At 74.4% G+C, this 25,777-nt stretch carries 24 protein-coding genes and 1 tRNA gene; 13 read left to right on the plus strand and 12 right to left on the minus strand.

Annotated elements, in window-relative coordinates; genetic code table 11:
- The first annotated feature begins 88 nt into the window (after positions 1-88).
- Together VEW93_07190 and VEW93_07195 are read left to right on the plus strand one after the other, a co-directional pair.
- Positions 89-724 (plus strand): FHA domain-containing protein, encoded by a 636-nt coding sequence (locus VEW93_07190; protein ID HYI61574.1) that lies wholly within the window; start codon positions 89-91, stop codon positions 722-724.
- Complete coding sequence (locus tag VEW93_07195; GenBank protein HYI61575.1) at positions 724-1,749, plus strand: LCP family protein; 1,026 nt, start codon at positions 724-726, stop codon at positions 1,747-1,749. The genes VEW93_07190 and VEW93_07195 overlap by 1 nt, the downstream gene beginning before the upstream one ends.
- On the opposite strand, the gene VEW93_07200 is transcribed toward VEW93_07195, so the two are convergent.
- Positions 1,746-2,525, minus strand: a complete 780-nt coding sequence (locus VEW93_07200; GenBank protein HYI61576.1) for an LLM class F420-dependent oxidoreductase — start codon at positions 2,523-2,525, stop codon at positions 1,746-1,748. The genes VEW93_07195 and VEW93_07200 overlap by 4 nt on opposite strands.
- A gap of 280 nt (positions 2,526-2,805) precedes the next feature.
- Here VEW93_07200 and VEW93_07205 point away from each other — a divergent pair, with 280 nt between their 5' ends.
- The 5 genes from VEW93_07205 to VEW93_07225 all read left to right on the plus strand — a co-directional run bounded on the left by VEW93_07205 (position 2,806) and on the right by VEW93_07225 (position 6,662).
- Entirely contained in the window at positions 2,806-3,330 is a 525-nt protein-coding gene (locus tag VEW93_07205; GenBank protein HYI61577.1) for a pyridoxamine 5'-phosphate oxidase family protein, read from the plus strand.
- A gap of 132 nt (positions 3,331-3,462) precedes the next feature.
- On the plus strand, positions 3,463-3,864 hold the full coding sequence (locus VEW93_07210) for a helix-turn-helix transcriptional regulator (protein HYI61578.1): 402 nt from the start codon (positions 3,463-3,465) through the stop codon (positions 3,862-3,864).
- Between the two features lie 71 nt (positions 3,865-3,935).
- Entirely contained in the window at positions 3,936-4,751 is an 816-nt protein-coding gene (modA, locus tag VEW93_07215) for a molybdate ABC transporter substrate-binding protein (GenBank protein ID HYI61579.1), read from the plus strand.
- 1 nt (position 4,752) lies between these two features.
- Positions 4,753-5,577 (plus strand): ABC transporter permease, encoded by an 825-nt coding sequence (locus VEW93_07220; protein HYI61580.1) that lies wholly within the window; start codon positions 4,753-4,755, stop codon positions 5,575-5,577.
- Entirely contained in the window at positions 5,574-6,662 is a 1,089-nt protein-coding gene (locus VEW93_07225) for an ABC transporter ATP-binding protein (protein ID HYI61581.1), read from the plus strand. Before VEW93_07220 ends, VEW93_07225 begins: the two co-directional genes overlap by 4 nt.
- A gap of 103 nt (positions 6,663-6,765) precedes the next feature.
- Here the strand turns inward: VEW93_07225 and VEW93_07230 are convergent, their stop codons facing one another.
- Together VEW93_07230 and corA are read right to left on the minus strand one after the other, a co-directional pair.
- A complete protein-coding gene (locus VEW93_07230; GenBank protein ID HYI61582.1) occupies positions 6,766-7,659 on the minus strand; it encodes a DUF5666 domain-containing protein in 894 nt (297 codons plus the stop codon).
- 103 nt (positions 7,660-7,762) lie between these two features.
- A complete protein-coding gene (gene corA / locus VEW93_07235; protein ID HYI61583.1) occupies positions 7,763-8,731 on the minus strand; it encodes a magnesium/cobalt transporter CorA in 969 nt (322 codons plus the stop codon).
- 85 nt (positions 8,732-8,816) lie between these two features.
- On the opposite strand from corA, the gene VEW93_07240 reads away from it, so the two are divergent.
- The 3 genes from VEW93_07240 to VEW93_07250 are packed head-to-tail and all read left to right on the plus strand — an operon-like array spanning position 8,817 to position 11,024.
- Positions 8,817-10,010, plus strand: a complete 1,194-nt coding sequence (locus tag VEW93_07240; protein ID HYI61584.1) for an acyl-CoA dehydrogenase family protein — start codon at positions 8,817-8,819, stop codon at positions 10,008-10,010.
- 43 nt (positions 10,011-10,053) lie between these two features.
- The gene (locus VEW93_07245; GenBank protein ID HYI61585.1) at positions 10,054-10,584 is read left to right on the plus strand and encodes a hypothetical protein; all 531 of its coding nucleotides are present in this window, start codon (positions 10,054-10,056) and stop codon (positions 10,582-10,584) included.
- Entirely contained in the window at positions 10,584-11,024 is a 441-nt protein-coding gene (locus tag VEW93_07250; protein ID HYI61586.1) for a PIN domain-containing protein, read from the plus strand. Before VEW93_07245 ends, VEW93_07250 begins: the two co-directional genes overlap by 1 nt.
- A 78-nt stretch (positions 11,025-11,102) precedes the next feature.
- On the opposite strand, the gene VEW93_07255 is transcribed toward VEW93_07250, so the two are convergent.
- From VEW93_07255 to VEW93_07285, 7 genes are all read right to left on the minus strand, one after another.
- Positions 11,103-11,225 carry a hypothetical protein gene (locus VEW93_07255; protein ID HYI61587.1) on the minus strand — a complete coding sequence of 41 codons (123 nt, stop codon included), beginning with the start codon at positions 11,223-11,225 and terminating at the stop codon, positions 11,103-11,105.
- A 272-nt stretch (positions 11,226-11,497) separates the two neighbouring features.
- Positions 11,498-12,406 (minus strand): restriction endonuclease, encoded by a 909-nt coding sequence (locus tag VEW93_07260; GenBank protein ID HYI61588.1) that lies wholly within the window; start codon positions 12,404-12,406, stop codon positions 11,498-11,500.
- A 760-nt stretch (positions 12,407-13,166) separates the two neighbouring features.
- A tRNA-Val gene (locus VEW93_07265) sits at positions 13,167-13,243 on the minus strand.
- A gap of 63 nt (positions 13,244-13,306) precedes the next feature.
- The gene (locus tag VEW93_07270) at positions 13,307-14,308 is read right to left on the minus strand and encodes an NDP-sugar synthase (protein HYI61589.1); all 1,002 of its coding nucleotides are present in this window, start codon (positions 14,306-14,308) and stop codon (positions 13,307-13,309) included.
- A complete protein-coding gene (locus tag VEW93_07275; GenBank protein ID HYI61590.1) occupies positions 14,305-15,150 on the minus strand; it encodes a hypothetical protein in 846 nt (281 codons plus the stop codon). The genes VEW93_07270 and VEW93_07275 overlap by 4 nt, the downstream gene beginning before the upstream one ends.
- A 72-nt stretch (positions 15,151-15,222) precedes the next feature.
- The gene (locus VEW93_07280) at positions 15,223-16,371 is read right to left on the minus strand and encodes a glycosyltransferase family 1 protein (GenBank protein HYI61591.1); all 1,149 of its coding nucleotides are present in this window, start codon (positions 16,369-16,371) and stop codon (positions 15,223-15,225) included.
- The gene (locus tag VEW93_07285) at positions 16,368-17,483 is read right to left on the minus strand and encodes a glycosyltransferase family 1 protein (GenBank protein ID HYI61592.1); all 1,116 of its coding nucleotides are present in this window, start codon (positions 17,481-17,483) and stop codon (positions 16,368-16,370) included. The genes VEW93_07280 and VEW93_07285 overlap by 4 nt, the downstream gene beginning before the upstream one ends.
- Before the next feature lie 43 nt (positions 17,484-17,526).
- Between VEW93_07285 and VEW93_07290 the strand changes: the two genes are divergently transcribed.
- Together VEW93_07290 and VEW93_07295 are read left to right on the plus strand one after the other, a co-directional pair.
- Positions 17,527-18,579: an NAD-dependent epimerase/dehydratase family protein gene (locus tag VEW93_07290; protein ID HYI61593.1), complete on the plus strand. Its 1,053-nt coding sequence runs from the start codon at positions 17,527-17,529 to the stop codon at positions 18,577-18,579.
- On the plus strand, positions 18,576-19,913 hold the full coding sequence (locus VEW93_07295; protein HYI61594.1) for a glycosyltransferase family 4 protein: 1,338 nt from the start codon (positions 18,576-18,578) through the stop codon (positions 19,911-19,913). The genes VEW93_07290 and VEW93_07295 overlap by 4 nt, the downstream gene beginning before the upstream one ends.
- Before the next feature lie 21 nt (positions 19,914-19,934).
- On the opposite strand, the gene VEW93_07300 is transcribed toward VEW93_07295, so the two are convergent.
- Positions 19,935-21,725, minus strand: coding sequence for a DUF4214 domain-containing protein (locus VEW93_07300; protein ID HYI61595.1), 1,791 nt, complete (start codon positions 21,723-21,725; stop codon positions 19,935-19,937).
- 197 nt (positions 21,726-21,922) lie between these two features.
- Between VEW93_07300 and acnA the strand changes: the two genes are divergently transcribed.
- Positions 21,923-24,712, plus strand: a complete 2,790-nt coding sequence (gene acnA, locus VEW93_07305; GenBank protein HYI61596.1) for an aconitate hydratase AcnA — start codon at positions 21,923-21,925, stop codon at positions 24,710-24,712.
- 6 nt (positions 24,713-24,718) lie between these two features.
- On the opposite strand, the gene VEW93_07310 is transcribed toward acnA, so the two are convergent.
- Positions 24,719-25,777 (minus strand): SIS domain-containing protein, encoded by a 1,059-nt coding sequence (locus tag VEW93_07310; protein ID HYI61597.1) that lies wholly within the window; start codon positions 25,775-25,777, stop codon positions 24,719-24,721.

A 25,777-nucleotide genomic window follows, 5' to 3' on the forward strand; every position in this document is an offset into this window, starting at 1 on the left:
CTCTCATCCCGGGGCGGGCGGCCGACCGGGGTGGCCTCCCTCGGGTGGGTGCCCGGGCGCCGATGGGCTCCTCGGTAGCCTCCCCGTCGTGGTGGACCTCCTCGCTCTCGTGGCCGGCGCGGCCGTCGGCGTGCTGGTCGGCGTGGCCGTCCTCGGCATCCGCCGCGGCTCGGCCCCGCGGCCCGCCCCCGCCCCCCGCCGGGCCCCGGCTGCGCCCACCGCGCCACCGGCCCCGGTCCCGGCAGCGGCCGGTGCCGGCCATGCGATCCGGGTCAACCGCCCCGCCTCTGCCCCCGCGGCCGTCCCCACCGCGCCCGTGGCCGCCGCCGTGCCCACCGCGCCGATGGCGGCGGCCGGCCCGAGCCCCGTGGCCGGCCGGCTGGAGGTGGAGGGCGCCCAGGCCCCCGTGGCCCTGGGTGACGAGCCGGTCACCATCGGCCGGGGCGCCGACCAGGTGCTCCGGGTCCACGACGAGCGGGCCAGCCGGGCCCACGCCGTGGTCCGCCGCCGGGCCAAGGGGGGCTGGGAGCTGGCCGACGCCGGCTCGGCCAACGGCACCCAGCTCAACGACCACCGCATCCCCGACGGGCGGGTGGCGCCCCTGCGCGACGGCGACCGCATCGGCGTGGGCGGCACCACCATCACCTACCGCGAAGGCGGTGGCGACCCGGACCCCACCGACCGCCGGCCCCCGGCCGACCCCGACGCCACCCGGATCGCCTGATGGTGCCGGTGATCCTCTTCGTGGTGGGCGTGGCCCACGGCCTGGTGGCGGTGGCCACCGTGTCGGCCTTCCGGGGCCGGCGCGTCCTGCGCCCCGACGGCCGGGTGGGGCGGCGCCGGGGCCCGGTGCGGATCCTGCTCGGCCTGGTGGGCCTGGGCGTGGTGGCCGCCCTGTTGGCCGTCGAGCTGGGCTGGTTCTACGCCAACCGCCAGTTCGACGAGGTGGAGCGGGTGGACGTGGACGTGGACGGCCGCAGCGTCCTGGCCGGCGGCGACGCCCGGGGCACCAACTACCTGCTGGTGGGCACCGACACCCGGCCCGGCTTCACCCAGAACCTGGCCGACACCATCCTGGTGCTGCGCACCGGCGACGGCCCGGCCCGCATGCTGTCGCTGCCCCGGGACCTGTTCGTGCCCATCCCGGGCCGGGGCATTGAGGGGCGCATCAACTCCTCCTACAACGGCGGGCCCACGTCCCTCATCCGCACCGTGCAGGAGTCGGTGGGCATCCCCATCGACCGCTACATCGAGATCAACTTCGTCAGCTTCGCCGGCCTGATCGACGCCGTGGGCGGGGTCACCATCAACTTCCCCAACCCGGCCGTCGACACCAAGTCGGGCCTGAACGTGCAGCAGTCCGGCGACGTCCGCCTGGACGGCACCCAGGCCCTGGCCTACGTGCGCAGTCGGACCTACCAGGAGGTCATCGACGGCCAGGTCCAGCCGTCCGACGGCCTGGCCGACCTGAGCCGGGTCCAGCGCCAGCAGACGTTCCTGCGGGCCGTGCTGAACGAGGCCGGTTCCAGCCGCAACCCGTTCGAGCTGGACGAGATCGGCCAGGCCCTCATCGGGGGCCTGCGGGTCGACAACCACATGGAGCTGGTGGACGCCCTGCGCTTCGCCTGGACCATGGGCCGCCTGGACCCGCAGCAGACCGAGCTGCCGGTCTCGTTCGTGCCCGGCGAGAGCTACGTGGTGCTCCGCCAGCCCGAGGCGGCGGCGGTCATCGGCACCTTCGCCGGCTAACCGGCGCCGGCCCGGTCGCCGCCCGAGGCGGCCAGGAGGGCGGCCACCGGGCTCAGGTCGAAGGGCCGGCCCACCATGACGATGAGGTGGGTGGCCCCGGCGGCCACGAAGGCCTCGGCGTCGTCCACCTCCGAGGGCTGGAGGGCGACGGTGCGCTCGATGGCGGCCGGGTCCCGGCCCACCTCGGCGCAGTGCCGGTCGAGCACCTCGTTCTTGTGGGCGTAGGCCTCGGGCGGGCCGAAGGCGTTCCACGCGTCGGCGTGCTGGGCCACGATGCGCAGGGTCACCTTCTCCCCCGCCCCGCCGACCAGGATGGGCAGCGGGCCCAGGGGGGCGGGGGTGAGCGCCTCCAGCCGCTGGCGGATGGTGGGCAGGTCGCGCTCCAGGGCCCGGAGGCGGCCGATGGCGGTGCCGAACTCGTAGCCGTACTCGGTGTAGTCCCGCTCGAACCACCCGGCCCCGATGCCCAGGGTGAAGCGGCCGTGGCTGAGGTGGTCGATGGTGCGGGCCATGTCGGCCAGGAGCTGGGGGTTGCGGTACGAGTTGCAGGTCACCAGGGCCCCCAGGCGGGCCCGCTCGGTGTCGGCGGCCAGGGCGGCCAGCAGCGTGTAGGCCTCGAAGTGGGGCCCGTCGGGGTTGCCGTAGAGGGGGAAGAAGTGGTCCCACACCCAGATGGAGTCGACCCCCAGGGCATCGGCGTCCCGGGCCGCGTGGCGCAGGTCGTCGAGGTCCTCGACCTGGGGGTGGAGCTGGACCCCGACACGGAAGCGACGCATCGGGCCACGCTACCGACCAGGGCCGCTTCCGTCCGGGTAGTGGGTCAGTTCGGATCTGGCGGGGCGCATCCAGCTCACCACCGACGGCTTCGGCGTCTACCCGCAGGTGATCGACGCCCTCAGGCGGGGGAACATCGACTCGACCAGTCGATCAAGGACTGCCGCTCGACGGGGGTGAGCCCTCCCGACACCGATCTGGCGTCGTGCTCGCCGATGGCCACGGTGCGATGAGATCACGGAGCGCCGCTCGTCTGCACACGAGAGGAGAAAGGGAACCACCATGGAGACCATCAACCTGGGTATCGACGACGATCTGCCGCCGGTCGATTGGAGCACCATCGTCGAGCGGATCGCCGACGGTTCGCCGCCCGCGCCCGACGCCCACAACGCTCGCACGACGTGGCTCACGACGCTGAACGACGACGGGAGCCCGCATGTGACCGCGGTGGGGGCACTTTGGCTCGACGGCACCTTCTGGTTCCAGACCGGTGCCGGCACGAAGAAGCATCACAACGTCGAGCGCGACCGGCGCTGCTCGATCGCGGTGTCGATCCGTGACGCCGACGTGGTCGTCGACGGCCACGCCTCCCGGGTGACGGACCCCGCCGACGTGGCACGGGCGTCCCAGGGCTGGGCGGACGGCGGATGGCCGGCCGAACCCGACACCGACGGAACGGGGATCACCGCACCCTTCAACGCGCCGGCGCAGGGCCCACCGCCGTGGCATGTGTATCGCATGGAGCCCCGCTCTGCGACCGTGGTGCTAGGAGTCGAACCCGGCGGGCTCACGCGCTTCAGGTTCTGATCGTGCGCGGCGGCCACCATTGCCCACGACCACCGCCGGCCGAGCGTCATTCGCCCAAGGATGGCATCCCGGATGCACACCGACCCGCTACTCCCGGTCCGCCTCCTCGCACATGCGAGCTAGAGTGGCGGTGTGCCCTCGCTGACGCCAGGACAGGTGGCCGACCTGGCCGGGGTCAGCACCGACACGGTGCGGCGCTGGGCCGACGACGGGCGCCTCCCCACCACCCGGGACGCCAAGGGCCACCGGGCCATCGACGGCGCCGACCTGGCCCGCTTCCTGGTCGACCGGGCCGCGGCCGCGGCGGCGGCCGACGGGGCCCCCGGCCTCTCGGCCCGCAACCGCTTCCGGGGCATCGTGACCCGGGTCGTCACCGACGGCGTGGCCGCCACCGTGGAGCTCCAGGCCGGGCCCCACCGGATCGTGTCGCTCATCACCGCCGAGGCCGTCGACGAGCTGGGCCTGGCCCCGGGCGTGGTGGCCGACGCGGCGGTGAAGGCCACCGACGTGCTGGTCGACCTGGCCCGCCCCTGAGCCCGCCTCGACCCTGCGCCGCGGACCCCCGATCACCGATCTCCCGACCGTCGACCCCCGCCCCGAGCCCCATGGTCCCCTCCACCCCCGCCCTCCGCCGCCCGATCGCCGTCCTGGCCGTCCTCCTGCTGCTGCTCGGCGCGGCCGCCTGCTCGGACGACTCCCCCGACGGCGCCGGCTCGACCGGGGGCGAGGAGATCAGCGGCACCGTCACCGTGTTCGCCGCCGCCTCCCTCACCGACGTGTTCACCGCCCTGGGCCAGGCCTTCGAGGAGGCCCACCCCGAGGCCACCGTCGAGCTCGGCTTCGGCCCCAGCTCGGGCCTGGTCACCCAGGTCACCGAGGGGGCGCCGGCCGACGTGATCGCCACCGCGGCCGAGCCCGACATGGAGGACCTGGTCGACGCCGACGTCCTGGCCGGCGCCCCCGTGCCCTTCGCCACCAACCGGTTGGAGATCGCCGTCCCCCCCGGCAACCCGGCCGGCGTCGATGGCCTGGATGACCTGGCCGACGAGGACCTGGTGGTGGCCCTGTGCAACGAGGAGGTCCCCTGCGGCCGCTTCGCCCGCCAGGCCCTGGAGGGGGTCGCCGTGGAGCCCTCCATCGACAGCGACGAGGAGGACGTCCGGGCCCTGCTGACCAAGGTCGAGGCCGGGGAGGTCGACGTGGGCATCGTGTACGAGACCGACGTGGTGGCGGCCGGCGACGCCGTGGAGGGCATCGCCATCCCCGCCGACCAGAACGTGACCGCCACCTACCCCATCGCCACCGTGGGCGACACCGACCACGCCGCCGGGGCCGCCGCCTTCGTCGCCTTCGTGCTCTCCGACGAGGGCCGGGTGGCCCTGGCCGCGGCCGGCTTCGGCGCCCCGCCCGGCGCCGGGTGAGATGACGCCGGGCCCCACCCGTCCCCACCCGGGCGCCGAGCCGGCCGCCGGGCGGGTGCCCCGCGCCCTGGTGCCGTTGGCCGGCCTGGCCGTGGCCTTCCTGGTGCTGCCGCTGGTGGGCCTGCTCCAACGGGCACCGTGGTCCGACCTGGGCACGGTGGCCCGCTCCCCGGAGGTGGGCGACGCCCTGCGCCTGTCCCTGGCCACCGCCCTGGCCAGCACGGCGGTGGTGGTGACCCTGGGCGTGCCCCTGGCCTGGGTGCTGGCCCGCTCGCCCTTCCCCGGCCGGCGACTGGTGCGGGCCCTGGTGACCCTGCCCATGGTCCTGCCCCCGGTGGTCGGCGGGGCCGCCCTGCTCTTCGCCCTGGGCCGCAACAGCCCGCTCGGGCGGTGGCTGGACGGCACCCTGGGCATCACCCTCCCCTTCTCCACCGCCGGCGTGGTCATCGCCCAGAGCTTCGTGGCCCTGCCCTTCCTGGTGGTCACCGTGGAGGGCGCGCTCCGGGCCGGCGACCGGGGCCTGGAGGAGGCGGCCACCACCCTGGGCGCCGGGCGGTGGACGGTGCTGCGCCGGGTGACCCTGCCCCAGGTCGGCCCCTCGCTGGTGGCCGGGGCGGTGCTGGCCTGGGCCCGGGCCCTGGGCGAGTTCGGCGCCACCATCACCTTCAACGGCAGCCTCCAGGGCCGGACCCAGACCATGCCCCTGGCCGTGTACCAGGCCCTCCAGCGCGACCAGGGGGCAGCCATCGTCCTCAGCCTGGTGTTGGTGGCCGTGTCCCTGCTGGTGCTGGTGGCCCTGCGGGACCGCTGGACCCGGGCCCTGTGAGCATCCCGGCCGCCCCGGGCCCCCTGGCCGCCGCCCTGCGGGTCGGCCACGACGACTTCGCCCTGGACGTCGAGCTGGCCGTCGAGGCCGGTGAGGTGGTCGGGCTGCTGGGGCCCAACGGGGCGGGCAAGACCACCGCGTTGCGGGCCCTGGCCGGGCTGCGGCCCCTGGATGCCGGCCACGTCACCCTGGGCGGCACCCCGCTCGACGAGCCGGTCACCGGCACCTGGGTCCCGCCCGAGCGACGGCCCGTGGGCGTGGTGTTCCAGGACCTACGGCTGTTCCCGCACCTCTCGGCCCGCGACAACGTGGCCTTCGGGCTCCGAGCCCGGGGCACGCCCCGGCGCCGGGCCGACGCCGTGGCCGCGGCCTGGCTGGACCGCGTGGGGCTGGCCGACCGGGCCGGGCAGCGGCCCGGGTCCCTGTCGGGGGGCCAGGCCCAGCGGGTGGCCCTGGCCCGGGCCCTGGCCCCCGACCCCGGCCTGCTCCTGCTGGACGAGCCGCTGTCGGCCCTCGACACGACCACCCGGGCCGAGGTGCGCCGCCACCTCCGGGCCCACCTGGGAGCCTTCGCCGGCCCGGTGGTGCTGGTCACCCACGACCCGGTGGACGCCCTCACCCTGACCGACCGGCTGGTGGTCCTGGACGGGGGGCGGGCGGTGCAGGAGGGCACGGCGGCCGAGGTGGCCCGCCGGCCCCGCACGCCGTGGGTGGCCGACCTGGTGGGCCTGGCCCTGCTGCCGGGGCGGGCCGAGGGCGACGGGCGGGTCGCCCTCGACGGCGGCGGGGTGCTGGCCGCCGCCCCCACCCCGCTCCCCCCGGCTGGCGCGGCCGTCTACGCCGCCATCCGGCCCCGGGCCGTGGCCCTCCACCGGCAGCGGCCCGACGGGAGCCCCCGCAACGTGTGGGAGGCGACGGTGGCCGGGATCGAGGTGGTGGGCGACCGGGTCCGGGTCCAGGCGGCCGGGTCCGTCCCCCTCACCGCCGAGATCACGCCAGCCGCCCTGGCCGAGCTGGCCCTGGGCCCCGGAGACCGGGTGTGGGCCTCGGTCAAGGCCACCGAGGTCGACGTCTACCCCCGCTGACCCAGCCGGGCCGAGCCCCCGACCGAGCCCCGGCCGGGCGCGGGGCCGCCCCGGCGCGCCGTGGGGGGCGCACCGGGGCGGCGAACGGGGGGCGGGACGGCGGTCAGGCCGTGGTCGGCGGGGCGGTGCCGTCCTCGCCGCTGTCGGGCGCGGTGCCCTCCTCGGGGGCGTCACCACCGCGGCTCCGGGGGCCGGCGCCGCCCCCCGGGCCCCCGGGGCCCCGGCCGCCGGGACCGGTGGCCAGCTCGCCCGCCCGGATCCGCTCGGCGGCGACGGACCCGTCGTCACCGGCCTGGCCCCGCACGCCGACCTCGTCGCCGACGGCCAGGTCGGCCACCGCGATCTCCGTGACCACCACCACCTCGGTCTCGTCGCTGGTGGTGACGGTGACGGCCTCGCCGTCGGGACCGGCCACGGTCAGGGTGGTGCCGTCGATGGCCTCGACGGTGCCGGCCACCCCACCCCGGCGGTGCGCTCCCTCGGGCCGCTCCGGGGCGCCCTCGGGCCGCTCGGGGGCGTCCTCGCCGTCACCGGCCGGCACCTCGGCCAGGTGGCGGGCGGCGATGCTGCCGTCCTCGCCGCGGGCCCCCATGGCCCGGACGGTGTCGCCCACCGCCACGTCGGCCAGGGAGCCGGCGACGGACTCGGTGACCACGGTGTCGTCGGTGGTGGTGACGGTCACGCTGGTGCCGTCCGGGTCCTCGACGGTGAGGGTGGCGCCGTCGACGGCGGTGATGGTGCCCCGGGTGCCGGGGCCCCGCTGGCCCGGGGCGCAGCCGGCGGTGCCGGTGCCGGCGTCACCCTGCTCGCCCTCCTGGGCGGCGACGGTCGGGGGGCCCGAATCGGAGCGAGCGGCGCCGGCGGCGGCCGCCCCTCCGCCCAGGAGGGCCAGGGCCGCGGCCCCGGCGCCCACCCACATCCACGGGCGCCGGCGGGGGGCCGGTGCCGGTGGGCCGAACCCGGCGGGCTGGTCGGGGGAGGTCTGGTGGTCGTTCACGGCGTGCTCCTGTCGCGTGGTGGGGTGATGGAGCGCATCGTGTGCGACGAACCTGGGAGGCCCCTGGGAGCCACCTCCGACCTCCCCCCGAAGATCGGCGGGGCTAGAGCCAGCCGGCGCGACGGAAGTAGGCGATGAGCGAGCCCGACACCGCGGCCATGAGGCCCAGGGCCAGCGGGTAGCCGGCCCGCCAGTCGAGCTCGGGCATGTGGGTGAAGTTCATGCCCCACACCCCGGCCAGCAGGGTGGGCACGGCGATCACCGCGGCCCAGGCCGAGATCCGGCGCATGTCCTCGTTCTGGTGCACGCTCTGCTGGGCCAGGTTGGCGTTGAGGGCGTCGGTCAGCAGCTCCCGAGCCACCTCGACCCGGCCCATCACCCGGTGGGCGTGGTCGGACACGTCACGGAAGTAGTCCTCCAGGTCGTGGGGCACGACGTTGGCGTCGGGCTCGCACAGGTCCTCCAGCACGTCACCCACGGGGACGACGTTGCGCCGCAGCTCCAGCACCTGGCGCTTCAGGTTGTAGACCCGGGGCGCCTGGTTGCTGCGATCGGCGCTGAACACCGCCTCCTCGGCCTCGTCGACGTCGGCCTCCAGCTCCCCGACCACGGGGGCGTAGTCGTCGACGACCTGGTCGGCGATGCCGTACAGCACGGCCATCGGGCCCAGGCGCAGCAGCTGGCGGTTGCGCTCCATCCGGGCCCGCACCGAGCCCAGGGCGGTGGCCGTCCCGTGGCGCACGGTGATCACGAACCGGTGGCCCACGATGACCTGCAGCTCCCCGATCTCCACCTGGTCGGGCTGGTGGTAGCGGGCCGTCTTGAACACGAACAGGGAGGCCTCGTCGAAGCTGTCCCACTTGGCCCGCTGGTGGGCCTTGCGCACGTCCTCCAGCAGCAGCTCGTGGAGGCCGCACTCGGCGCTGACCTCGTCGATCTCGGCGTCGGTGGGGTCGTGCAGGCCGATCCAGGTGAAGGACGCCTCGTCGTCACCGGTGGCGGTGGCGCCCTGGATGGTGGCGGGACGCTCGACCCGGGCCCCGTCCCGGTACACGGCGCAGTCGACGATCACCGCTGCAGTCTGCCCCTGGGGTCACGGCCCGGGGAGGATGGCGGGCCGGGGCGGGCGGGAGGGCCGCTCGCTACCCTCGGCGCCGATGACCGACGACCCGTCCTCGCTCGTGACCGACCGCCTGGGCCGCCTGCTGGACGAGGGCGACCGCTCCGACCCCGTGGCCTTCCGGGGCCTCCAGTACGACCTGGGCCTGGCCTGGGTCCACTTCCCCGAGGGGTGGGGCGGCCTGGGCCTCGCCCCCACCCACCAGAGGGCGGTGGACGCCGCCCTGCGCCAGGCCGGCGCCCCCGGGCCCGGCACCCCGCACTTCTTCGGGCTGACCATGGCCGGGCCCACCGTGGTCACCCACGGCTCCGACGAGCTCCGGGCCCGCCTGCTGCGCCCGATGTTCACCGGCGAGGAGGCGTGGTGCCAGCTCTTCAGCGAGCCCGGCGCCGGCTCGGACCTGGCCGGCCTGGCCTGCCGGGCCGTGCGGGACGGCGACGAGTGGGTCGTCACCGGCCAGAAGGTGTGGAACACGCTGGCCCACCTGGCCGACCGGGGGATGCTGGTGGCCCGCACCGACCCCGACGCGCCCAAGCACAAGGGCCTCACCTACTTCGCCCTCGACATGCACGCGCCGGGGGTCGAGGTCCGGCCCCTGCGCCAGATCACCGGCGAGGCCGAGTTCAACGAGGTCTACATGACCGAGGTGCGGGTGCCCGACGCCGATCGCGTCGGGGACGTGGGCGAGGGCTGGCGCGTGGCCATGACCACGCTCTCCAACGAGCGCACCACCATCGGCGGCGGGGGCGGCCCGCCGGCCAAGGGCTCGGGGGCCATCGCCGAGGCGGTCCGCATCTGGCGGGAGGAGGCGCCGGAGCAGGACCCGGCCCTGAGGGACCGGCTGCTGCGGCTGTGGATCCGGGCCGAGGTCCTGCGCCTCACCAACCTGCGGGCCGCCCAGAACCGCAAGGTCGGCAACCCGGGCCCGGAGGGCTCGATCGCCAAGCTGATGTTCGCCCAGGTCAACATGGACGCCTACGAGCTGTGCGTCGACCTGCTGGGCCCCCGGGCCCTGGTGGGGTTCGACTACGCCATGCGCCGCTCGGAGAACCTGGGCCTCACCGGGCCGCCCGGCTCGGCCCGCAAGATGTTCCTGCGCAGCCGGGCCAACTCCGTCGAGGGCGGCACCTCCGAGATCCAGCGCAACATCGTCGGCGAGCGGGTCCTCGGACTCCCCGGCGAGCCCCGCACCGACAAGGACCCGCCCTGGAAGGACGTCCCCCGCAGCTAGGGCGACTCTTGACGTCCTAAATATGGACGTTTATGGTGAGGCCATGCAAACGGTCAGTCCTCCCCATCACCTGCTCCTTCCCGAGGCCTTCTCGGGCGACCGCCACGCAAGCCGCTACCGCAGCGTCCTGAACTCGCACCCCGATGCCTTCTCGGCGTTGCTCAACGTCCTCAACGACCCAGCCAACGAGCAGCGTCTGCAGGACGCCTCGGACCGCGACGAGGCCGCGCTCCGGGGCATCGAGCGGCAGCTCACCGAGAATTCGGCCGTGCTCGCCGCCATCGTCGACGACCGTGACGGACCCCGTTTCCGCCAGGCTGTCGGGGTGGCGGTGCGCCTCAAGATGCAGCGCCTGGGGTGGTCGACGTCGGGGCGCAGGGGGCCGGCCCGCGGCCCCCACTTCACCAAGGCCGAGAAGTACGTCCGGGCTGAGGACATCTCCGCGGCCGACCGGGCTCGGGCCGCCCTCGATCAGGTCGCAGCGATCGGGAGCGAAGACGAGCGACGACAGACCGGGGAACAGCTCCTGAGCGCCCTGGCCATCACCCGAGCCAGCGAGGGGCGTCCCTTCTGATGTTCGTCGTCCTCGACAGCGGACCGCTCGGCCTGCTCAGCAACCCGTCATCGTCCGTGGCGGCCGAGGCTGCCAACCGGTGGGCCAGAGCGACCATCGACCGCCACCAGATCGTGGTGCCCGAGATCGCCGACTACGAGGTACGGCGCGAACTCGTCCGGGCCGAGCGTGCCGAGGGCCTCCGCCGCCTCGACGCGCTGGCCACCGGGTTCGACTACCTGCCTGTCACCACGGCCATGTGGCGGCAGGCGGCCGATCTGTGGGCGACGGCCCGGCGAGAGGGGCGACCGACGGCGCCCGACCCCGCCCTCGACGGCGACGTGCTCCTCGCCGCCCAGGCCCTCGCCCTCGGCGCGGACGGTGAGGTCGTCATCGCCACCACCAACCCCCGCCACCTCCGGCGCTACGCTCCCGCGTCCTCCTGGGAGGAGATCACCTGACACCGAGGAGCTCGGCGCTCAAGGCGCGCGCCCTGCTCCATCTCCCGGGGCGGTCACGCAGCCGCCGTCCGACGGGGCTCAGCGGGCGGCGTTGAGGAGGGCGGTGAGCAGCACCGACCCGACGACGGAGAGCACGATCATGGCCAGGCACCCCACCGGGCCGCCCAGGACCCGCACCTCCGTGTCGCGGCCGAACCTCATCGGTCCTGCCCGCCGTCACCGTCAGAGACGAGGTGGGGGTGGGCCATGGAAGCCTCCTGGGTCGGCATCGACGCAGGACTGCCCACCCGCGGGCGCCCCAACCACGGGAGCCCCGGACGCGACGCTGACCAGAGCAGGAGCCCCGGCCAGCCGGGCCGATGGTGGGTCCTAGGTGTACTCGGCGCCGGTACCCGATTTGGCCCCGGTCGCGCCGTCGGGGACCACGCCATTCTGACCGTTGGCCTAGAAGCGGGCCGGGCGGGCAGAATCAGTTACCTCAAAATCTCATATGCGCGGAGAAGAACCTGTCCGGTGCTTGACGCGTGTTGGCGCTTCCGAGTGATGAGTTCAGGCAGCGGGATCCGATCTTCGAGTACAGCGGCGAGATCGGCTCCTTCCATGAGGATGATGGAAGAACCGCGCTGCGAATAGAAGTCAACCGCCGTTGGCTGGTATCCCTCCATCGAAAGGAACAAGCCCAAAGTATTCTCGAGCTTTCGCCCGACCTTCCCTGCGAACACGTCAATATCAGACGGCGGCGCGGGCCCCTTCTGCCACTTCGCCTCAAAGAGAAATTCCGTTCCTTCATGGGAGAAGGCGCCATCGATCTGCTCACCGACAACTCGGAATGGACCACGCGCGTCAATATCGAACAGAGCGAACAACTCATTCAGGAGCTTTTCGAGATCGTAACCACGCTGCTGAGGCTCATGGCCCGTAAGCTGGAATAGCAGCTGTTGTAACTCGCCCAGCTTCTCGCTAACCGCACGACGCAGTTCAGCCCGTGCTTGTTCCTCTAGGCGCCTGCGTTCAGCCTGCTCGGCATCATTGCGCAATCTGCGATATGGCTCCACTTGCGCATCCAGCGCGTCAAGCGCCGCCTTCGCATTGGCGTACTTTTCTTCTCCGCCCGTGAGTCGTCTTAGATGGACCGGATCGCCGATATCGGCAGTTGCCAAGATCAGGTCTACAAGCTGTTCTTGATATTTGGGTTGGGAGGCCAAGGTATCAACTAGTTGCCGGACGATATTCCTCTTGTAGTCTGCCCAATCCAGTTGTGGCACGAGCTGACTCTCCGGAAGGGCCGTGGCCAGGAAGGACCGCAGGTCGGTCTTGAACCAATACGCAAGCGACAACGCTTCACGTAACCGGTGCAGGACGGCGGGACTGACCACTTTCACAGCACTATTGTAAGGCGCCGGAGGTAGTGGACTTGGGATGACGCGTCCCCATCACCCGAGCGGGACACGGCTCCATGTATCAGCCATCCTTGGGGCAGGTGCTGTCGCTATCGCCCGGCACTCGGCGCCGACACGGGCTGCGTGACGCCACCTCGCGGTCCACACACCGCAAGCGCCGAACCGTACCGATCCTTGTAGCCGAAACGCCGGCTCCGAGCCCGTGGCCCCTGATACCCCCTGGGGTGGGCTCCAACCAACGGCTTCGGGTGGCGGCTTACGGCACCCTGCTCTGCCTGTGAGGGGCGCGGCTGGCTCACCATCTACGAGGGGAGTCAGTGATCGGCCGGAGCAAACCCGCCATTTGGGGCAGATCGCCGGACCTCGTCGCCTTCGTTCTCACCGGCGCGATTGGGCTAGTCAGTGCTTGGATCCGGCGGAGTGGACGTCGGGGCAGCCGCTCCGTATGGCTTGCGGATCAACGGCTCCACGCGACCTTGAGCCTGCTCTCGGCGGCAACATGGCCGAACTCCGGATCAACGAGCTCTCGTACTGCGGATCGAAGGCCGGCACGGCACCCCGAGGGTGAGGACTTTGAACGGGGGCCTGGCAGACTTTCGAAAGCCACGAGGCAGTGTCGACGGGCTCTAGGAGGGGTCGAGCGAGGCAGTGGCCAGAAGGTGGACAACAACGGCGCCCCAGCGGGGGCCGTGGGCCTACTACCGCTCGCCTTGAAAGGCGAGGGTGCGCCGAAAGGTCGCCATGGTGGGCCGTAAGGGATTCGAACCCCTGACCCCCTGCGCGTCATGCAGGTGCTCTAACCAACTGAGCTAACGGCCCCGGAAGCGGTCACCCTAGCAGCGGGCCCCATGGCCGGAACCAGCCCGATCGGGGCCGGCCGAGCTACTCCGGAGCGGGCTGGCGGACGCCGTGGAGGGGGGTCCCGGGGGGGACGTCCTCGCCGTCGCCGATGACGCAGTCGTCCAGCTCGGCGCCCTCGCCGACGGTGGCCCCGAAGGCCACCACGGAGCGCTCGACCCGGGCCCCGGCGCCGATCCGGGCCCCGGCCATCACCACCGACTCGTGCACCACGGCACCGTCGCCCACCACCGCGCCGGGACCGACCACGGCCCGGCTCACATCGGCGGTGACGTCGACCGAGGCCTCGGCGTGGACGCCCCCGACCGGCTCACCGCGCAGGCCGTCGAGCAGGTCGAGCTGGGCCTGGACGTACAGGGCGGGCGTGCCGGTGTCGATCCAGTAGGTGTCGCCGGCCATGGCGTAGAGGACCCCGTCGGCCACCATGGCCGGGAACACCTCGCGCTCGATGGACACCCGGCGGTCGGTGGCGATGCGCCCCAGGGCCGCGGGCTCCAGCACGTAGGTGCCGGCGTTGATGAGGTCGGTGGGGGCCTCGTGGCGGGGGGGCTTCTCGACGAAGGCATCGACCCGCCCGTTGGCGTCGGTGGGCACCACGCCGAAGGCCGAGGGGTCCTCGACCTTGTGGAGGGCGATGGTGCCCTCGGCCCCCCGCTCCTCGTGGAAGGCCACCAGGGCGGTGAGGTCCAGGTCGGTGAGGACGTCGCCGTTGACCACCACGAACCGCTCGGCGATGCCGGCGTCGGCCGCCGCGAAGCGGATGGCCCCGGCGGTGTCGAGCGGCTCGGGCTCGATGGCGTAGTGGACCGCCACCCCGGCGCAGGTGCCCGACGGGTAGGCGTCGCGGAAGGCGTCGGGTCGGTAGCCCATCGACAGCACCACGTCGTCGATGCCGTGGCCGGCCAGGTGGCCCAGCACGTGCTCGATCATGGGCCGATCCACGATCGGCAGCATCTGCTTGGGCCGGGTCAGCGTCAGCGGCCGGAGGCGGGTTCCGAACCCCCCGACCAGGACCACTGCCCTCACCCGGCGCCCTCGGTGGCGGGCGGGGGCTCGGTCGACGCCGCCGGCTCCGAGGAGGCGGGCGGGGCCGTGGAGCCCGACCCGTCGGCCGGCGGCTCCGAGGAGGGGGTCTCCTCCCCGGCGGGGACGGTGGACTCGTCCGGGAGGTCGGTCCCCTCCGGCGCGCCCTCGATGGGCTGGCCCTCCCCACCGTCGACGGTGGCGTTCTGCTCGATGTCCGCCGCGCTGGGCGGGGGCGGGATGTCCTCGCCCTCGGGGACGAAGGCGATGGTGTAGGCCCCGAAGTTGGTGTCGATGTGCTCGCCGCTGATGTCCGAGGTGCTGGTCTCGGTCGGCTTGCCCTCGGTCTTCAGGGCGTTCTCCCAGTAGGCCAGGACGACCCGGCCCTTCTTGCCCCCACAGGTGGTCTCGCCGTTGACGTACTTGCGCCCCTCGTACTGGCCGCCCTCGGGCAGGGTGATGGACGAGCCCGAGACCGACATGCCGGTCTGGTCGAAGAACTTGCCCAGGGTGGCGGCCCGCCCGGCCGCGCCGGCCAGGAACGGGTGGATGTGCATGAGGCCGTCGTCGTGGGTGTGGATGCCGAGCTGGTCGGCGCCCCGGTCCGACAGGTTGGACACCCACCGGTCGCAGACGTAGATGCCGTAGGCGGCGTGCCAGTGGTCGCCCAGCTTGGGCGACTCGTCGCCCCCGGAACCGCTGCGGGCGAAGGTGACCAGGCTGACGCCCAGCAGCACCAGCGCCACGACGGCCACCGGGAAGCCGATGCGCCTGCTCTGACCCTTGGTCTTGCCTCCGGTGCGCGCTGCGCGCGCCACCTTCTTGGCTGAGGATGCCTTGCCCATGAGGCCGCCACCCTACCTGGCACCGGGGGCCGGTCTGGAGTCAGGCACCGCCGCCGATCCGGCGGCCCGGTGTCAGGTTTCCGTCAGGGCCGCCCGGTAGGCGTCGAGCAGCGCGGTGGCGGCTGCAGCGTCGGTGAAGGCCCGGGCCCGGGCCCGCCCGGCCTCGGCCTGGCGCCGGGCGGCGACGGGGTCGTCGAGCAGGTCGGACAGGGCCCGGGCCCAGCCGGCCACGTCGTCCGGCGGGACCAGGGTGCCGGCCGGGCCCACCACCTCGGGGAGGGCGGTGGCGTCGGCCACCACCACCGGGGCGCCCCGGGCCATGGCCTCCAGGGCGCCGATGCCGAAGCCCTCGTAGCGCGACGGGAAGGCCACCGCCGCGGCCCCCGCGAACAGGGCGTCGAGATCGGCCCGGGACACCCGGCCGGTGCGGCGGACGCGGTCGGCGGCGCCGGAGGCCGCCACCGCGGCGCGGACCTCGGCCTCGGCCGGGCCCTCCCCCCCGGCCAGCACCAGGTGGGCGTCGGGGTGGCGCTCGGCCAGGGCGGCGAACGCCCGGACCAGGGTGGCGTGGTTCTTGTGGGCGTAGGTGATGACCGGGTACAGGATCCACGGCCCCCGGAGGTCCCAGCAACGGCGGACGCGGTCCACCTCGGCGGCGGGGACGGTGTCGAACAGCTCGGGGCCGAGGCCGTGGGGCACGGTGCGCACCCGGGCCCGGTCCAGGCCCAGGCGCTCGGCCACCCGGTCGCCGGCGGCCCGCGACGGGGTGACGACGACCCGGGCGGCCCGGACCGAGCGGGGCAGCATGGCCCGGAGGTACGCCACCTTGGCCCGGCCGAAGTTCCGGGGCAGGTCGAGAGGCTGGAGGTCGTGGATGGTGAGCACCGCCGGCACCCCCCGCACCAGGGGCACCACCCCGCCGGCGTGGTGGACCAGGTCGAGCCGCCGGGACCGGGCCACCGCCGGGAGCCAGGTGGTCTCGGCCGCCACCCGGAGCGGCTTGGCCCACCCCCGCAGGCCGATGCTCCGGGTCGGGAAGCGGGCCACCAGGTCGGGGTGGGCGTGGCGGAGGGCGTCGAGGGCCAGCAGCTCGACCTCGAAGTCCGGCGGGTCCAGGTCGGCCAGGCCGTGGAGGAGGCGCACGGTGTACTCCTCGCTCCCGCCGACCACCCCCGGGACGAGCCACAGCAGGTTGACCCCCACCCGATGGGCGCCGCTCACCGGCCAACACCCAGGGCGTCGCGGTAGGCCTCGACGGTGCGCTCGGCGGTGCGGGCCCAGGTGAAGGTGGCGGCCCGGTCCCGGGCCCGGGCGCCGAGGGCGGCCGCCCCGGCCGGGTCGCCGAGCACCCGGTCCAGGCCGGCGGCGATGGACTCGACCGAGGACGGGTCGACCAGCACGGCGGCGTCGCCGGCCACCTCCTCGGTGGCCGTGCCCCGCGACGTGACCACCGGCGCGCCCTGGGCCATGGCCTCCAGCACGGGCAGGCCGAAGCCCTCCCGCAGGCTGGGATAGGCCACCGCCGCGGCCTCGGCGTAGAGGGGGCCGAGGTCGGCGGGGGGCACGAAACCCAGGGCCCGGGCCCGCCCCGGGAGCCGGTCGAGCAGGGCGCCCAGGTCCTGGTTCCACCCCTCGGCCCCCACCAGCACCAGGTCGAGCTCCGCCCGGTCCAGGTGGGCCATGGCCTCCACCAGTCGGCGCAGGTTCTTGCGGGGCTCGATGGTGCCCACGAACAGGACGTAGGGCCGCTCCAGCCGGTGCCGGGCCCGGGCCGCCTCCCGGGCCGCGGGGCTGGCCGCCACCACGTCGACGCCCCAGGGCACGACCCGGATGCGGTCGGCGGCGAACCCGGCCGACCGGCACTCGGCCGCGGTGGCCTCCGAGGGCACCAGCACCAGCCGGGCGTGGCGGCGGGCCAGCTCGGTCCCCCGGCGGAAGAAGCGCAGCCCGTGGCGCGTCGGGTGGTCGGGCTGGGCCAGGAAGGCCAGGTCGTGGACGGTGACCACCAGGGGGGCCCGGTGCCCGGGCACGGCCACCGCGGTGGCGTGGACCAGGTCCACCGGCCCGGTGGCCCGCTCCACCGGGGGCCACCGCAGGCCGTGCCACGCCTCGTAGAGGGCCAGGCGGGGCAGCGGCAGGTGCCGCACCTCGACCGGGGGGCGCCAGGGCTCGGGCGGGGGCTGCGGGTGCCGGGCCGCCACCCCCACCACCTCGACGTCGGGCCGGGCGGCCAGGGCCCCGGCCAGGGCCAGGACGGAGGTCGCGGAGCCCCCCGGGACCCGGTGCCAGCACTGCTCGAGGGTCAGGGCGACGCGCATGTCGAGCGGTAGCATCGCGCACCGTGCCCGCCCCACCCCCTGACCTCGTCCGCCCCCGGTGAAGGTCCTCGTCACCGGCTCGGCCGGGCTGGTCGGCTCCGAGGCCGTCACCTTCTTCGACCGCCTCGGCTTCGCCGTGGACGGGGTGGACAACAACACCCGGGCCGACTTCTTCGGCCCCCGGGGCGACACCACGTGGAACCGCGAGCGCCTGGAGGCGACGTGCGCCCGCTACACCCACGTCGCCATCGACATCCGGGACCGCGCCGCCGTCGGCCGGCTGGTGGCCGCCGGGGGCTACGAGCTGGTCATCCACGCCGCCGCCCAGCCCAGCCACGACCTGGCCGCCAGCCGCCCCTTCGACGACTTCGACACCAACGCGGTGGGCACCCTCAACCTGCTGGAGGCCTGCCGCCGCCACGCGCCGGACGCGGTGTTCATCACGGTGAGCACCAACAAGGTCTACGGCGACAACCCCAACCGGCTGCCCCTGGTGGAGCTGGAGACCCGGTGGGACTACGCCGATCCGGCCCACGCCCAGGGCATCGACGAGGCCATGTCCATCGAGGGCTGCACCCACTCCCTCTTCGGCGTGTCCAAGGTGGCGGCCGACGTGCTGACCCAGGAGTACGGCCGGTACTTCGGGATGCGGACGGCCGCCTTCCGGGGCGGGTGCCTGACCGGGCCCCACCACTCCGGGGTGGAGCTGCACGGCTTCCTGTCCTACCTGGTGGCCCAGGCCCTGGCCGAGGGGCCGTACACGATCTTCGGCTACCAGGGGAAGCAGGTCCGCGACCAGATCCACTCGGCCGACGTGGTCTCCGCCTTCTGGGCCTTCGCCCAGGACCCCCGCCCCGGCGAGGTGTACAACCTGGGCGGCGGGAAGGCCAACGCCGCCAGCCTGCGGGAGTGCGTGGAGATGGTGGCGGCCCGCAGCGGGACCCGCCCGGTGCTGACCTACGACGAGGCCAACCGGGTCGGCGACCACATCTGCTACTACACCGACATGGCCAAGTTCCGCTCGCACTACCCGGGCTGGCGCCAGGAGTGGACCCTCGACGCCATCGTCGACGAGATGGTCGGGGCCATGGCCGCCAAGCTCTCGGCGTGAGCGACGGCCGCGGCGACCCCGGCCGGCGACGGGCCCGGCGCATCACGCTGGTCAACCAGTTCTACCCCCCGGACGTGTCGCCCACGGCCCACCTGACCGCCTCGCTGGCCGAGCACCTGGCCGGGCGGGGCGACCGCGTCACGGTCCTGACCGGCGGCGAGGGCTACACCGGCCTGCCGTCGGGGCCCGGCGCCCTGCGCGACGGGGCCGGCGTGCGGGTCGTGCACCTGTGGACCCCGGCCCTGGGCAAGGGCTCGATCGCCAAGCGCCTCTCCGACTACGTCTCCTTCCTGGCCGGGGCCACCGCCCGCCTGCTGGTGCTGCGCCGCCAGGACGTCGTCATCTCCCTCACCACGCCGCCGTTCGTGGTGACCGCGGCGGTGGCCCACGGCCTGCTCCACCCGCGCACCCGGGTGGTGCTGTGGTCCATGGACTGCTACCCGGACGTGATCGAGGAGCTGGGGTCGCGCACCCGGGCCGGCGCCGCCGACGACGGGGTCCGCCGGGGGGTGGGGGTGCTGGCCCGCCGGATCGCCTCCCTGCGCAAGGGGGGGCCGTTGTCGCAGGCCCTGCGGTCGGTGAACCGGCTCCTGTTCCGCCGCGTCGACCACATCGTGGCCCTCGACCGGTCCATGGCCACGCTGCTGGTCGAAGGCTACGGATCGGACGACGGGTCCCACCCGCCGGCCACGGTGATCCCCAACTGGGAGCGGGCCGACGCCTTCCCCGCCGGACCGCCCCCCGCCCCGTGGTCCGACTACGCCACCGACCCGGTGCTGGCCGGTCGCTTCGTGGTCCTGTACCTGGGCAACCTGGGCTACGGCCACGACGTGCGGACGGTGGTGGCGGCGGTGGCCAGCCTGGCCCCCGACGAGGGCGTGGCCTGGCTGTTCGTGGGGGGCGGGGTCCGGCGGCCGGAGCTGGACGGCCGGGTGGCGGCGGCGGGGGCCGCCGACCGGCTGGTGACCCGCGACTACGTGCCCAAGGAGGAGACCAGCGGGGTGATGGCCGGCGCCGGGTGCGCCCTCATCGTCCTGGCCGACGAGGCCCTGGGCCTGATGAGCCCCAGCAAGCTCCACAGCAACCTGGCCGCCGGGCTGCCCATCCTCTACGTGGGGCCCGAGGGCTCCAACGTGGACGTGGCCATCGCCGAGTTCGGGTGCGGGGTGAGCCTCCGCACCGACGACGTGGACGGCCTGGTGGCCGCCGTGCGCCGGCTCCGCGACGACCGGGCCTGGCGGGCCGAGCTGTCGGCCGCCGCCCGCCGGGCCTTCGAGCAGGCCTACTGCGACCGGGCCACCCTCCCCCTCTGGGACGCCGTCCTCGACGCCTGAGGGGCGATCCCGCCCCCGAGGTCAGCCCAGGTCGTGCAGGTACACCCAGATCCCCCAGAAGGGGTAGCGGCGGCCCGAGCCCGTGACCGCCAAGGACCCGTCGGCGCTCATGTCGCCGTAGGGCCCGACGATGGTGGGGGCGGCCTCATCGACCGTCGGGTAGTGGAGGCCGACATCGGTCAGGCGACCGGCGCTGTTGATGTTGACGCCGGTGAGCACGGCCTGCCCGTCGTCGCTCAGGAGGACCCTCAGCGCCGTTCCCAGGGTCTGCGGTGCCAGCCCCCGGCGGTCGGTGACCGTCCCGCCCTCCACCCGGGCGACGTGGGGGCCCGGGTCGTCCCCGGACAACTCCAAGTAGGCGACGGCGGAGCCGTCGGCCGACACGGAGGGGCCCCCGAAGGCGTTGTCGTACGGCTTCATGCCCCCCACCTCGCTGACCCGCGCCACGTCGGCGCCGGCCAGGGGGAGGCGGGCCCAGAAGGCATCCGCCTCCTCGTTGTCGTCCCCGGCCACCAGGTCCGTCGCCTCGGAGGTGAAGACGAGGGTGCTGCCGTCGGCCGAGAGCGCCGGCTCCCGACTCGGCCCGTCGCCCCCCACCCGCTCCAGCGACGTCGTCGCCCCCGTCCCGTCCAGGGTGGCCACGTAGACCTCTGCGGCGCCATCGGTCCCCCCGGGGACGAGGTCGGTGGCCGTCGAGGTGAAGGCGACCACGCGGCCGTCCCCGCTGACGGTGGGCTCGGTGCTGTCGCCGTCCCCGTCGGTGAGACGACGGATGGCCCCGCCGTCGAGGTGGGCCACGAACACGTCGGAGCGGCCGTTGGTGTCACCGGGGACGACACCGCCAGCCGCCGAGGCAAAGACGATGACGGTGCCGTCGGCCGAGATGATCGGCGCCCAGATCTCGGTCTCCCGGGTCACGATGCGGGTCCGGCCGGTCCGGCGGTCGAGCACCCGGATGCCGCCCTGGGGGTAGGCGACGTAGGCGACGAAGCGCCCGTCGCCGGAGATCGAGGCCGAGGCGCCCGCAGCCACCTTGGCCGGGGTGCCCTCGGGGCGGCGGGCCCAGGCCAGGTACTCGTCGGAGGCGACCAGGCGGCCGGCGAAGGTGATGTCGTCCACGGTGCGCAGCCGGTCGCCCCAGTAGACCCGGTCGGCGTCGCTGGGTGGGCGGCGCAGCAGGGCGATGTAGGCCAGCACCACCCGCAGGCGGTTGGACTCGACCGTCAGGTACAGGGCCCGGGCCAGGGTGGTGCGGGGCGTCCCGGCGGCCAGGCGGGCCGACCAGTGGGCCAGGCCGGCCGGCTCGGCCGAGCGACCCAGCAGGGCCTCGTAGGTGGCCTCCACATAGGCCGGCGGGGTGCCCCCGGAGCGCTGGTAGGCCTCGGCGCTGCCGTAGACCTCGGCGGCCAGGCGGGACACGGGGGCGCCGGCGGCCAGGCGGGCGGCCCAGAAGGCGAGGCCGGCCGGGTCGGGGCCCCGGCCCAGGGCCCGCCGGTACAGGTCGGCCACCACCCGGCGGGTGTGCTCGGGCCGGCGGGCCAGGGCGTGGGCCAGGTGGGCCCGGGTGCGCCCCGCTCCCAGCTCGGCCACCCAGCGGGCCCGTTCCTCGCCGGTCGGTGGGCGGCCCAGGAGGTCGGGCACGGCGGTGTCCACGAACGCCTCGCGGGGTGGCGGGGGCGGGGGCGGCAGCTCGACCCGGGGCTCCCCGGGGGGCACGGCGGGGGCGCCGGTCACCGGGGCGGCCACCACCGCGGCCGCCGTCATCGCCAGCAGCAGCGCGGCCACCGCCCGCTTCGCACCTGGCCTGTCCATGGATCATCTCCCCCGTCGCCTGGCCGGAGCCTAGGGGCCGCCCGGGCCGAACGGAGGCGGGCCACCCGGCCCCGGCCATCGGGGTGGCTCCACTTGTCCGCAACTTGTATGGTTGGACCCGACGCCGACCACGGGCCGGCGAGTAGGTTCGACACCCCGGGACGGCGACTTCCCCGGGCCAGCGAAGGGATCCACCCATGGCCAGCACCCCCGCCAGCAACTCGTTCGGAGCGCGACGCTCCCTCGCCGTCGGCGACCAGGCCGTCGACATCTTCGCCCTCGACGCCGCCGGCGACGGCGTCCGGTCGCTCCCCTTCGGGCTCAAGGTCCTGCTCGAGAACCTGCTGCGCACCGAGGACGGGGTCAAGGTCACCGCCGAGGACGTGGCCGGCCTGGCCGCCTGGCGGCCCGGTCAGGACAGCGAGGCCGAGGTCTCCTTCACCCCGGCCCGGGTGCTGATGCAGGACTTCACCGGCGTGCCCGCCGTGGTCGACCTGGCCGCCATGCGCGACGCCATGGCCGCCCTGGGCGGTGACCCGTCAGCCATCGAGCCGCTGGTGCCGGTCGACCTGGTCATCGACCACTCCATCCAGGTCGACAGCTTCGCCCGGCCCGACGCCTTCGACCTCAACGCCGCCCTGGAGCTGGAGCGCAACCGGGAGCGCTACGAGTTCCTGAAGTGGGGCCAGCAGGCCTTCGACTCGCTGCGGGTGGTGCCGCCCAACATGGGCATCTGCCACCAGATCAACCTGGAGAACCTGTCCCGGGTGGTCCAGCTCCGCGACGGCGTGGCCTTCCCCGACACCCTGGTCGGCACCGACTCCCACACCCCCATGGTCAACGGCCTGGGCGTGGTCGGCTGGGGCGTGGGCGGCATCGAGGCCGAGGCGGCCATGCTGGGCCAGCCCGTCCCCCTGCTGGTGCCCAAGGTGGTGGGGCTGCGCCTCACCGGCGAGCTGCGGGCCGGCACCACGGCCACCGACCTGGTCCTGACCATCACCGAGCTGCTGCGCCGCCACGGCGTGGTGGGCTGCTTCGTGGAGCTCCACGGCCCGGCCCTGGCCCAGCTCCGGGTCGAGCACCGGGCCACCATCGGCAACATGTCGCCCGAGTACGGCTCGACCATCACCATCTCCCCCGTCGACGACGAGACCCTCCGCTACCTGCGGGCCACGGGCCGGCCCGACGATCTGGTGGCCCTGGTCGAGGCGTACGCCAAGGAGCAGGGCCTGTGGCACGACCCCGAGCACGACCCGGTCTACGACTCGGTGGTCGAGCTGGACATGGGCTCGGTCGTCCCGTCCCTGGCCGGGCCCAAGCGCCCCCAGGACCGCATCCCGCTGGATCGGGCCAAGGACGCCCTGTCGGCCGTGCTGAACGACCCCGACGCCACCGTCTACTCGGCCGAGGACAAGGCCGTGGCCGACACCTTCCCGGCCAGCGACCCGGTGGCCTCGCCGGCCGGCGACGGGAGCGAGGCGCCCCGGCCCGTGGCCTGCGACACCACGCCGGCCCGCTCCGACAAGGTCGACCTCACCCTGACCGACGGCACCCGGACCAGCCTCGACCACGGGCGGGTGGTGATCGCCGCCATCACCAGCTGCACCAACACGTCCAACCCGGAGGTGATGATCGCCGCCGGCCTCCTGGCCCGCAACGCCCGGGCCAAGGGCCTCACCCGCCGCCCCTGGGTCAAGACCTCCCTGGCCCCGGGCAGCAAGGTGGTCATGGACTACTACGGCCGCCTGGGCCTCACCGACGACCTGGCCGCCCTGGGCTTCGACCTGGTCGGCTACGGCTGCACCACCTGCATCGGCAACAGCGGGCCCCTCCCGGCCGAGATCTCCCAAGCCATCGCCGACGCCGACCTCTCGGTGGCCGCCGTGCTCTCCGGCAACCGCAACTTCGAGGGCCGCATCAACCCCGACGTGCGCCTCAACTACCTGGCCTCGCCGCCGCTGGTCGTGGCCTACGCCCTCTCCGGCACCATGAACTGGGACCCCGGCACCGAGCCCCTGGGCCTCGACGCCGACGGCCAGCCGGTGCTGCTGGCCGACATCTGGCCCGACCCCGCCGAGGTGGCCGAGGCCCTGGCCCGGGCCACCGGCGCCGAGGGCTTCCGCGCCGTCTACGACACGCTCTTCGACGGCGACGACCGGTGGCGGGCCATCGACGCCCCCGCCGGCGACCGCATGGCCTGGGACGACGGGTCCACCTACGTGCGCCAGCCCCCCTACTTCGAGGGTCTCGACCCCGAGCCCGCCCCCCTCCGCGACATCGAGGGGGCCCGGGTGCTGGCCCTGCTGGGCGACTCGGTCACCACCGACCACATCTCCCCCGCCGGGGCCATCAAGGCCGAGGGCCCGGCCGGCCGCTACCTCCACGACCACGGCGTGGAGAAGGCCGACTTCAACTCCTACGGGTCCCGCCGGGGCAACCACGAGGTGATGATCCGGGGCACGTTCGCCAACATCCGGCTCCGCAACCAGCTGGCCCCGGGCACCGAGGGCGGCGTCACCCGCCACCTCCCCGACGGCGAGGCGATGGACATCTACGACGCCGCCGAGCGCTACGCCACCGAGGGCACGCCCCTGGTGGTGCTGGCCGGGGCCGAGTACGGCTCAGGGTCGTCCCGGGACTGGGCGGCCAAGGGCACCCGGCTGCTGGGGGTCCGGGCCGTGATCGCCCAGAGCTACGAGCGGATCCACCGCTCGAACCTGATCGGCATGGGCGTGCTGCCCCTCCAGTTCGCCGAGGGCGACACGGTGGCCAGCCTGGGCCTCACCGGCGAGGAGGAGATCACCATCGCCGGCCTGGCCGACCTGGGGCCCGACGGCACCGTGCCCCGCACCCTGGAGGTGCGGGCCGGCGAGGCCACCTTCACGGCCACGGTCCGCATCGACACCCCGACCGAGCAGGCCTACTACCGCCACGGCGGCGTGCTCCCCTACGTCCTGCGCCAGCTCCACCAGCGGGCCGCGGGCTGAACCCGGTCAGGCGTCGAGGGCGCGCTTGAGGTCGTCGAGGGCGGGCACGGGGCCCGGGTCCACGCCCTCCTGGGCGGCCAGCTCCAGGCTGACCATGTCGCCCACCAGGATCAGGTCCAGGAGCTGGGCCAGGGCGCCCTCCCCCTCGGCGTGGACGGTGTGGATCCCGCCCACCACCTCGTCCAGCACCGACTGGAGGGCGTCGAAGCGCCGGCTCTGCTGGGGGTGCTCCTCGTCGTGGCGGAGGAACAGCAGCTGGAAGACCTGGCGGGTCAGGTCGCCGTGCTGGCCCCAGCCCACGATCTCGTTGTGGCACAGCTCGGGCAGCACGTTGGCGAAGGCCGGCGTCTTGGCGTTCTCGTTGACCTGGGTCTTCCACCGGGTGGCGGCGGCCTCGCCCAGGGCTCCGGCCCCGTAGGCGATGGGCAGGGTGCGGCCCAGGCGCCGGGCCAGGGCCACCGCCGGGCTCTGCTCGGAGGCCAGCTGGTCGGCTCGGCGGCGCAGCTGCTCGACGGCGGCCGCGATCCAACCGTGGGCGCCGGGGAACAGGCCCATCCGCTCCAGGGCGATCAGCACCGGCACGGTCATGGCCCCCACCGCGGCCCGGGGGGCGGGCAGGCCGGCGGGCACCGGGGCCAGGGCCGCGCCCCAGGACTCGGCCCGGCGGGCCAGGGTGCCGCCCCCGGCCACCACCAGGAGCCGGGCCCCGGCGGCCTGGGCCTCCTCGGCGGCCTGGAGGGTCTCCTCGGTCTCGCCCGAGAAGGAGACGGCCACCACCAGGGTGTCGCTGCCCACGAAGCTGGGGGCGTCGTAGCCCTTGGCCTTGATGACCGGGATGGGCAGGAACAGGTCGCCCACCGTGCCCAGGACGTCGCCCACGTAGCCGCTGGCTCCCATGCCGGCCACCACGATGTTGGCGATCTCCTCCCGGTCCGGCAGGTCGGTGACGGCCTCGCCCACGGCCACCGCCGCCGCCACCTGGTCGGCCATGCCCAGGGCGGCGTCGCGCAGGCCGAGCGTGTCCACGCCCCGGCGGGTGGGGCCCAGGTCGGGGCCGGCGGCCAC

This window comes from Acidimicrobiales bacterium (genome assembly GCA_035630295.1).
GTDB lineage: Bacteria > Actinomycetota > Acidimicrobiia > Acidimicrobiales > Iamiaceae > Iamia.

What these genes read in the sequence shown, in the direction of transcription:
- acnA (HYI61596.1), top strand. Translation starts at nt 21,923, where the DNA reads ATGGCCAGCACCCCCGCCAGCAACTCGTTCGGAGCGCGACGCTCCCTC.
- VEW93_07245 (HYI61585.1), top strand. Translation starts at nt 10,054, where the DNA reads ATGCAAACGGTCAGTCCTCCCCATCACCTGCTCCTTCCCGAGGCCTTC.
- VEW93_07255 (HYI61587.1), bottom strand. Translation starts at nt 11,225, where the DNA reads ATGAGGTTCGGCCGCGACACGGAGGTGCGGGTCCTGGGCGGCCCGGTG.
- VEW93_07275 (HYI61590.1), bottom strand. Translation starts at nt 15,150, where the DNA reads ATGGGCAAGGCATCCTCAGCCAAGAAGGTGGCGCGCGCAGCGCGCACC.
- VEW93_07300 (HYI61595.1), bottom strand. Translation starts at nt 21,725, where the DNA reads ATGGACAGGCCAGGTGCGAAGCGGGCGGTGGCCGCGCTGCTGCTGGCG.
- VEW93_07240 (HYI61584.1), top strand. Translation starts at nt 8,817, where the DNA reads ATGACCGACGACCCGTCCTCGCTCGTGACCGACCGCCTGGGCCGCCTG.
- VEW93_07285 (HYI61592.1), bottom strand. Translation starts at nt 17,483, where the DNA reads ATGCTACCGCTCGACATGCGCGTCGCCCTGACCCTCGAGCAGTGCTGG.
- VEW93_07220 (HYI61580.1), top strand. Translation starts at nt 4,753, where the DNA reads ATGACGCCGGGCCCCACCCGTCCCCACCCGGGCGCCGAGCCGGCCGCC.
- modA (HYI61579.1), top strand. Translation starts at nt 3,936, where the DNA reads ATGGTCCCCTCCACCCCCGCCCTCCGCCGCCCGATCGCCGTCCTGGCC.
- VEW93_07205 (HYI61577.1), top strand. Translation starts at nt 2,806, where the DNA reads ATGGAGACCATCAACCTGGGTATCGACGACGATCTGCCGCCGGTCGAT.
- VEW93_07195 (HYI61575.1), top strand. Translation starts at nt 724, where the DNA reads ATGGTGCCGGTGATCCTCTTCGTGGTGGGCGTGGCCCACGGCCTGGTG.
- VEW93_07200 (HYI61576.1), bottom strand. Translation starts at nt 2,525, where the DNA reads ATGCGTCGCTTCCGTGTCGGGGTCCAGCTCCACCCCCAGGTCGAGGAC.
- VEW93_07250 (HYI61586.1), top strand. Translation starts at nt 10,584, where the DNA reads ATGTTCGTCGTCCTCGACAGCGGACCGCTCGGCCTGCTCAGCAACCCG.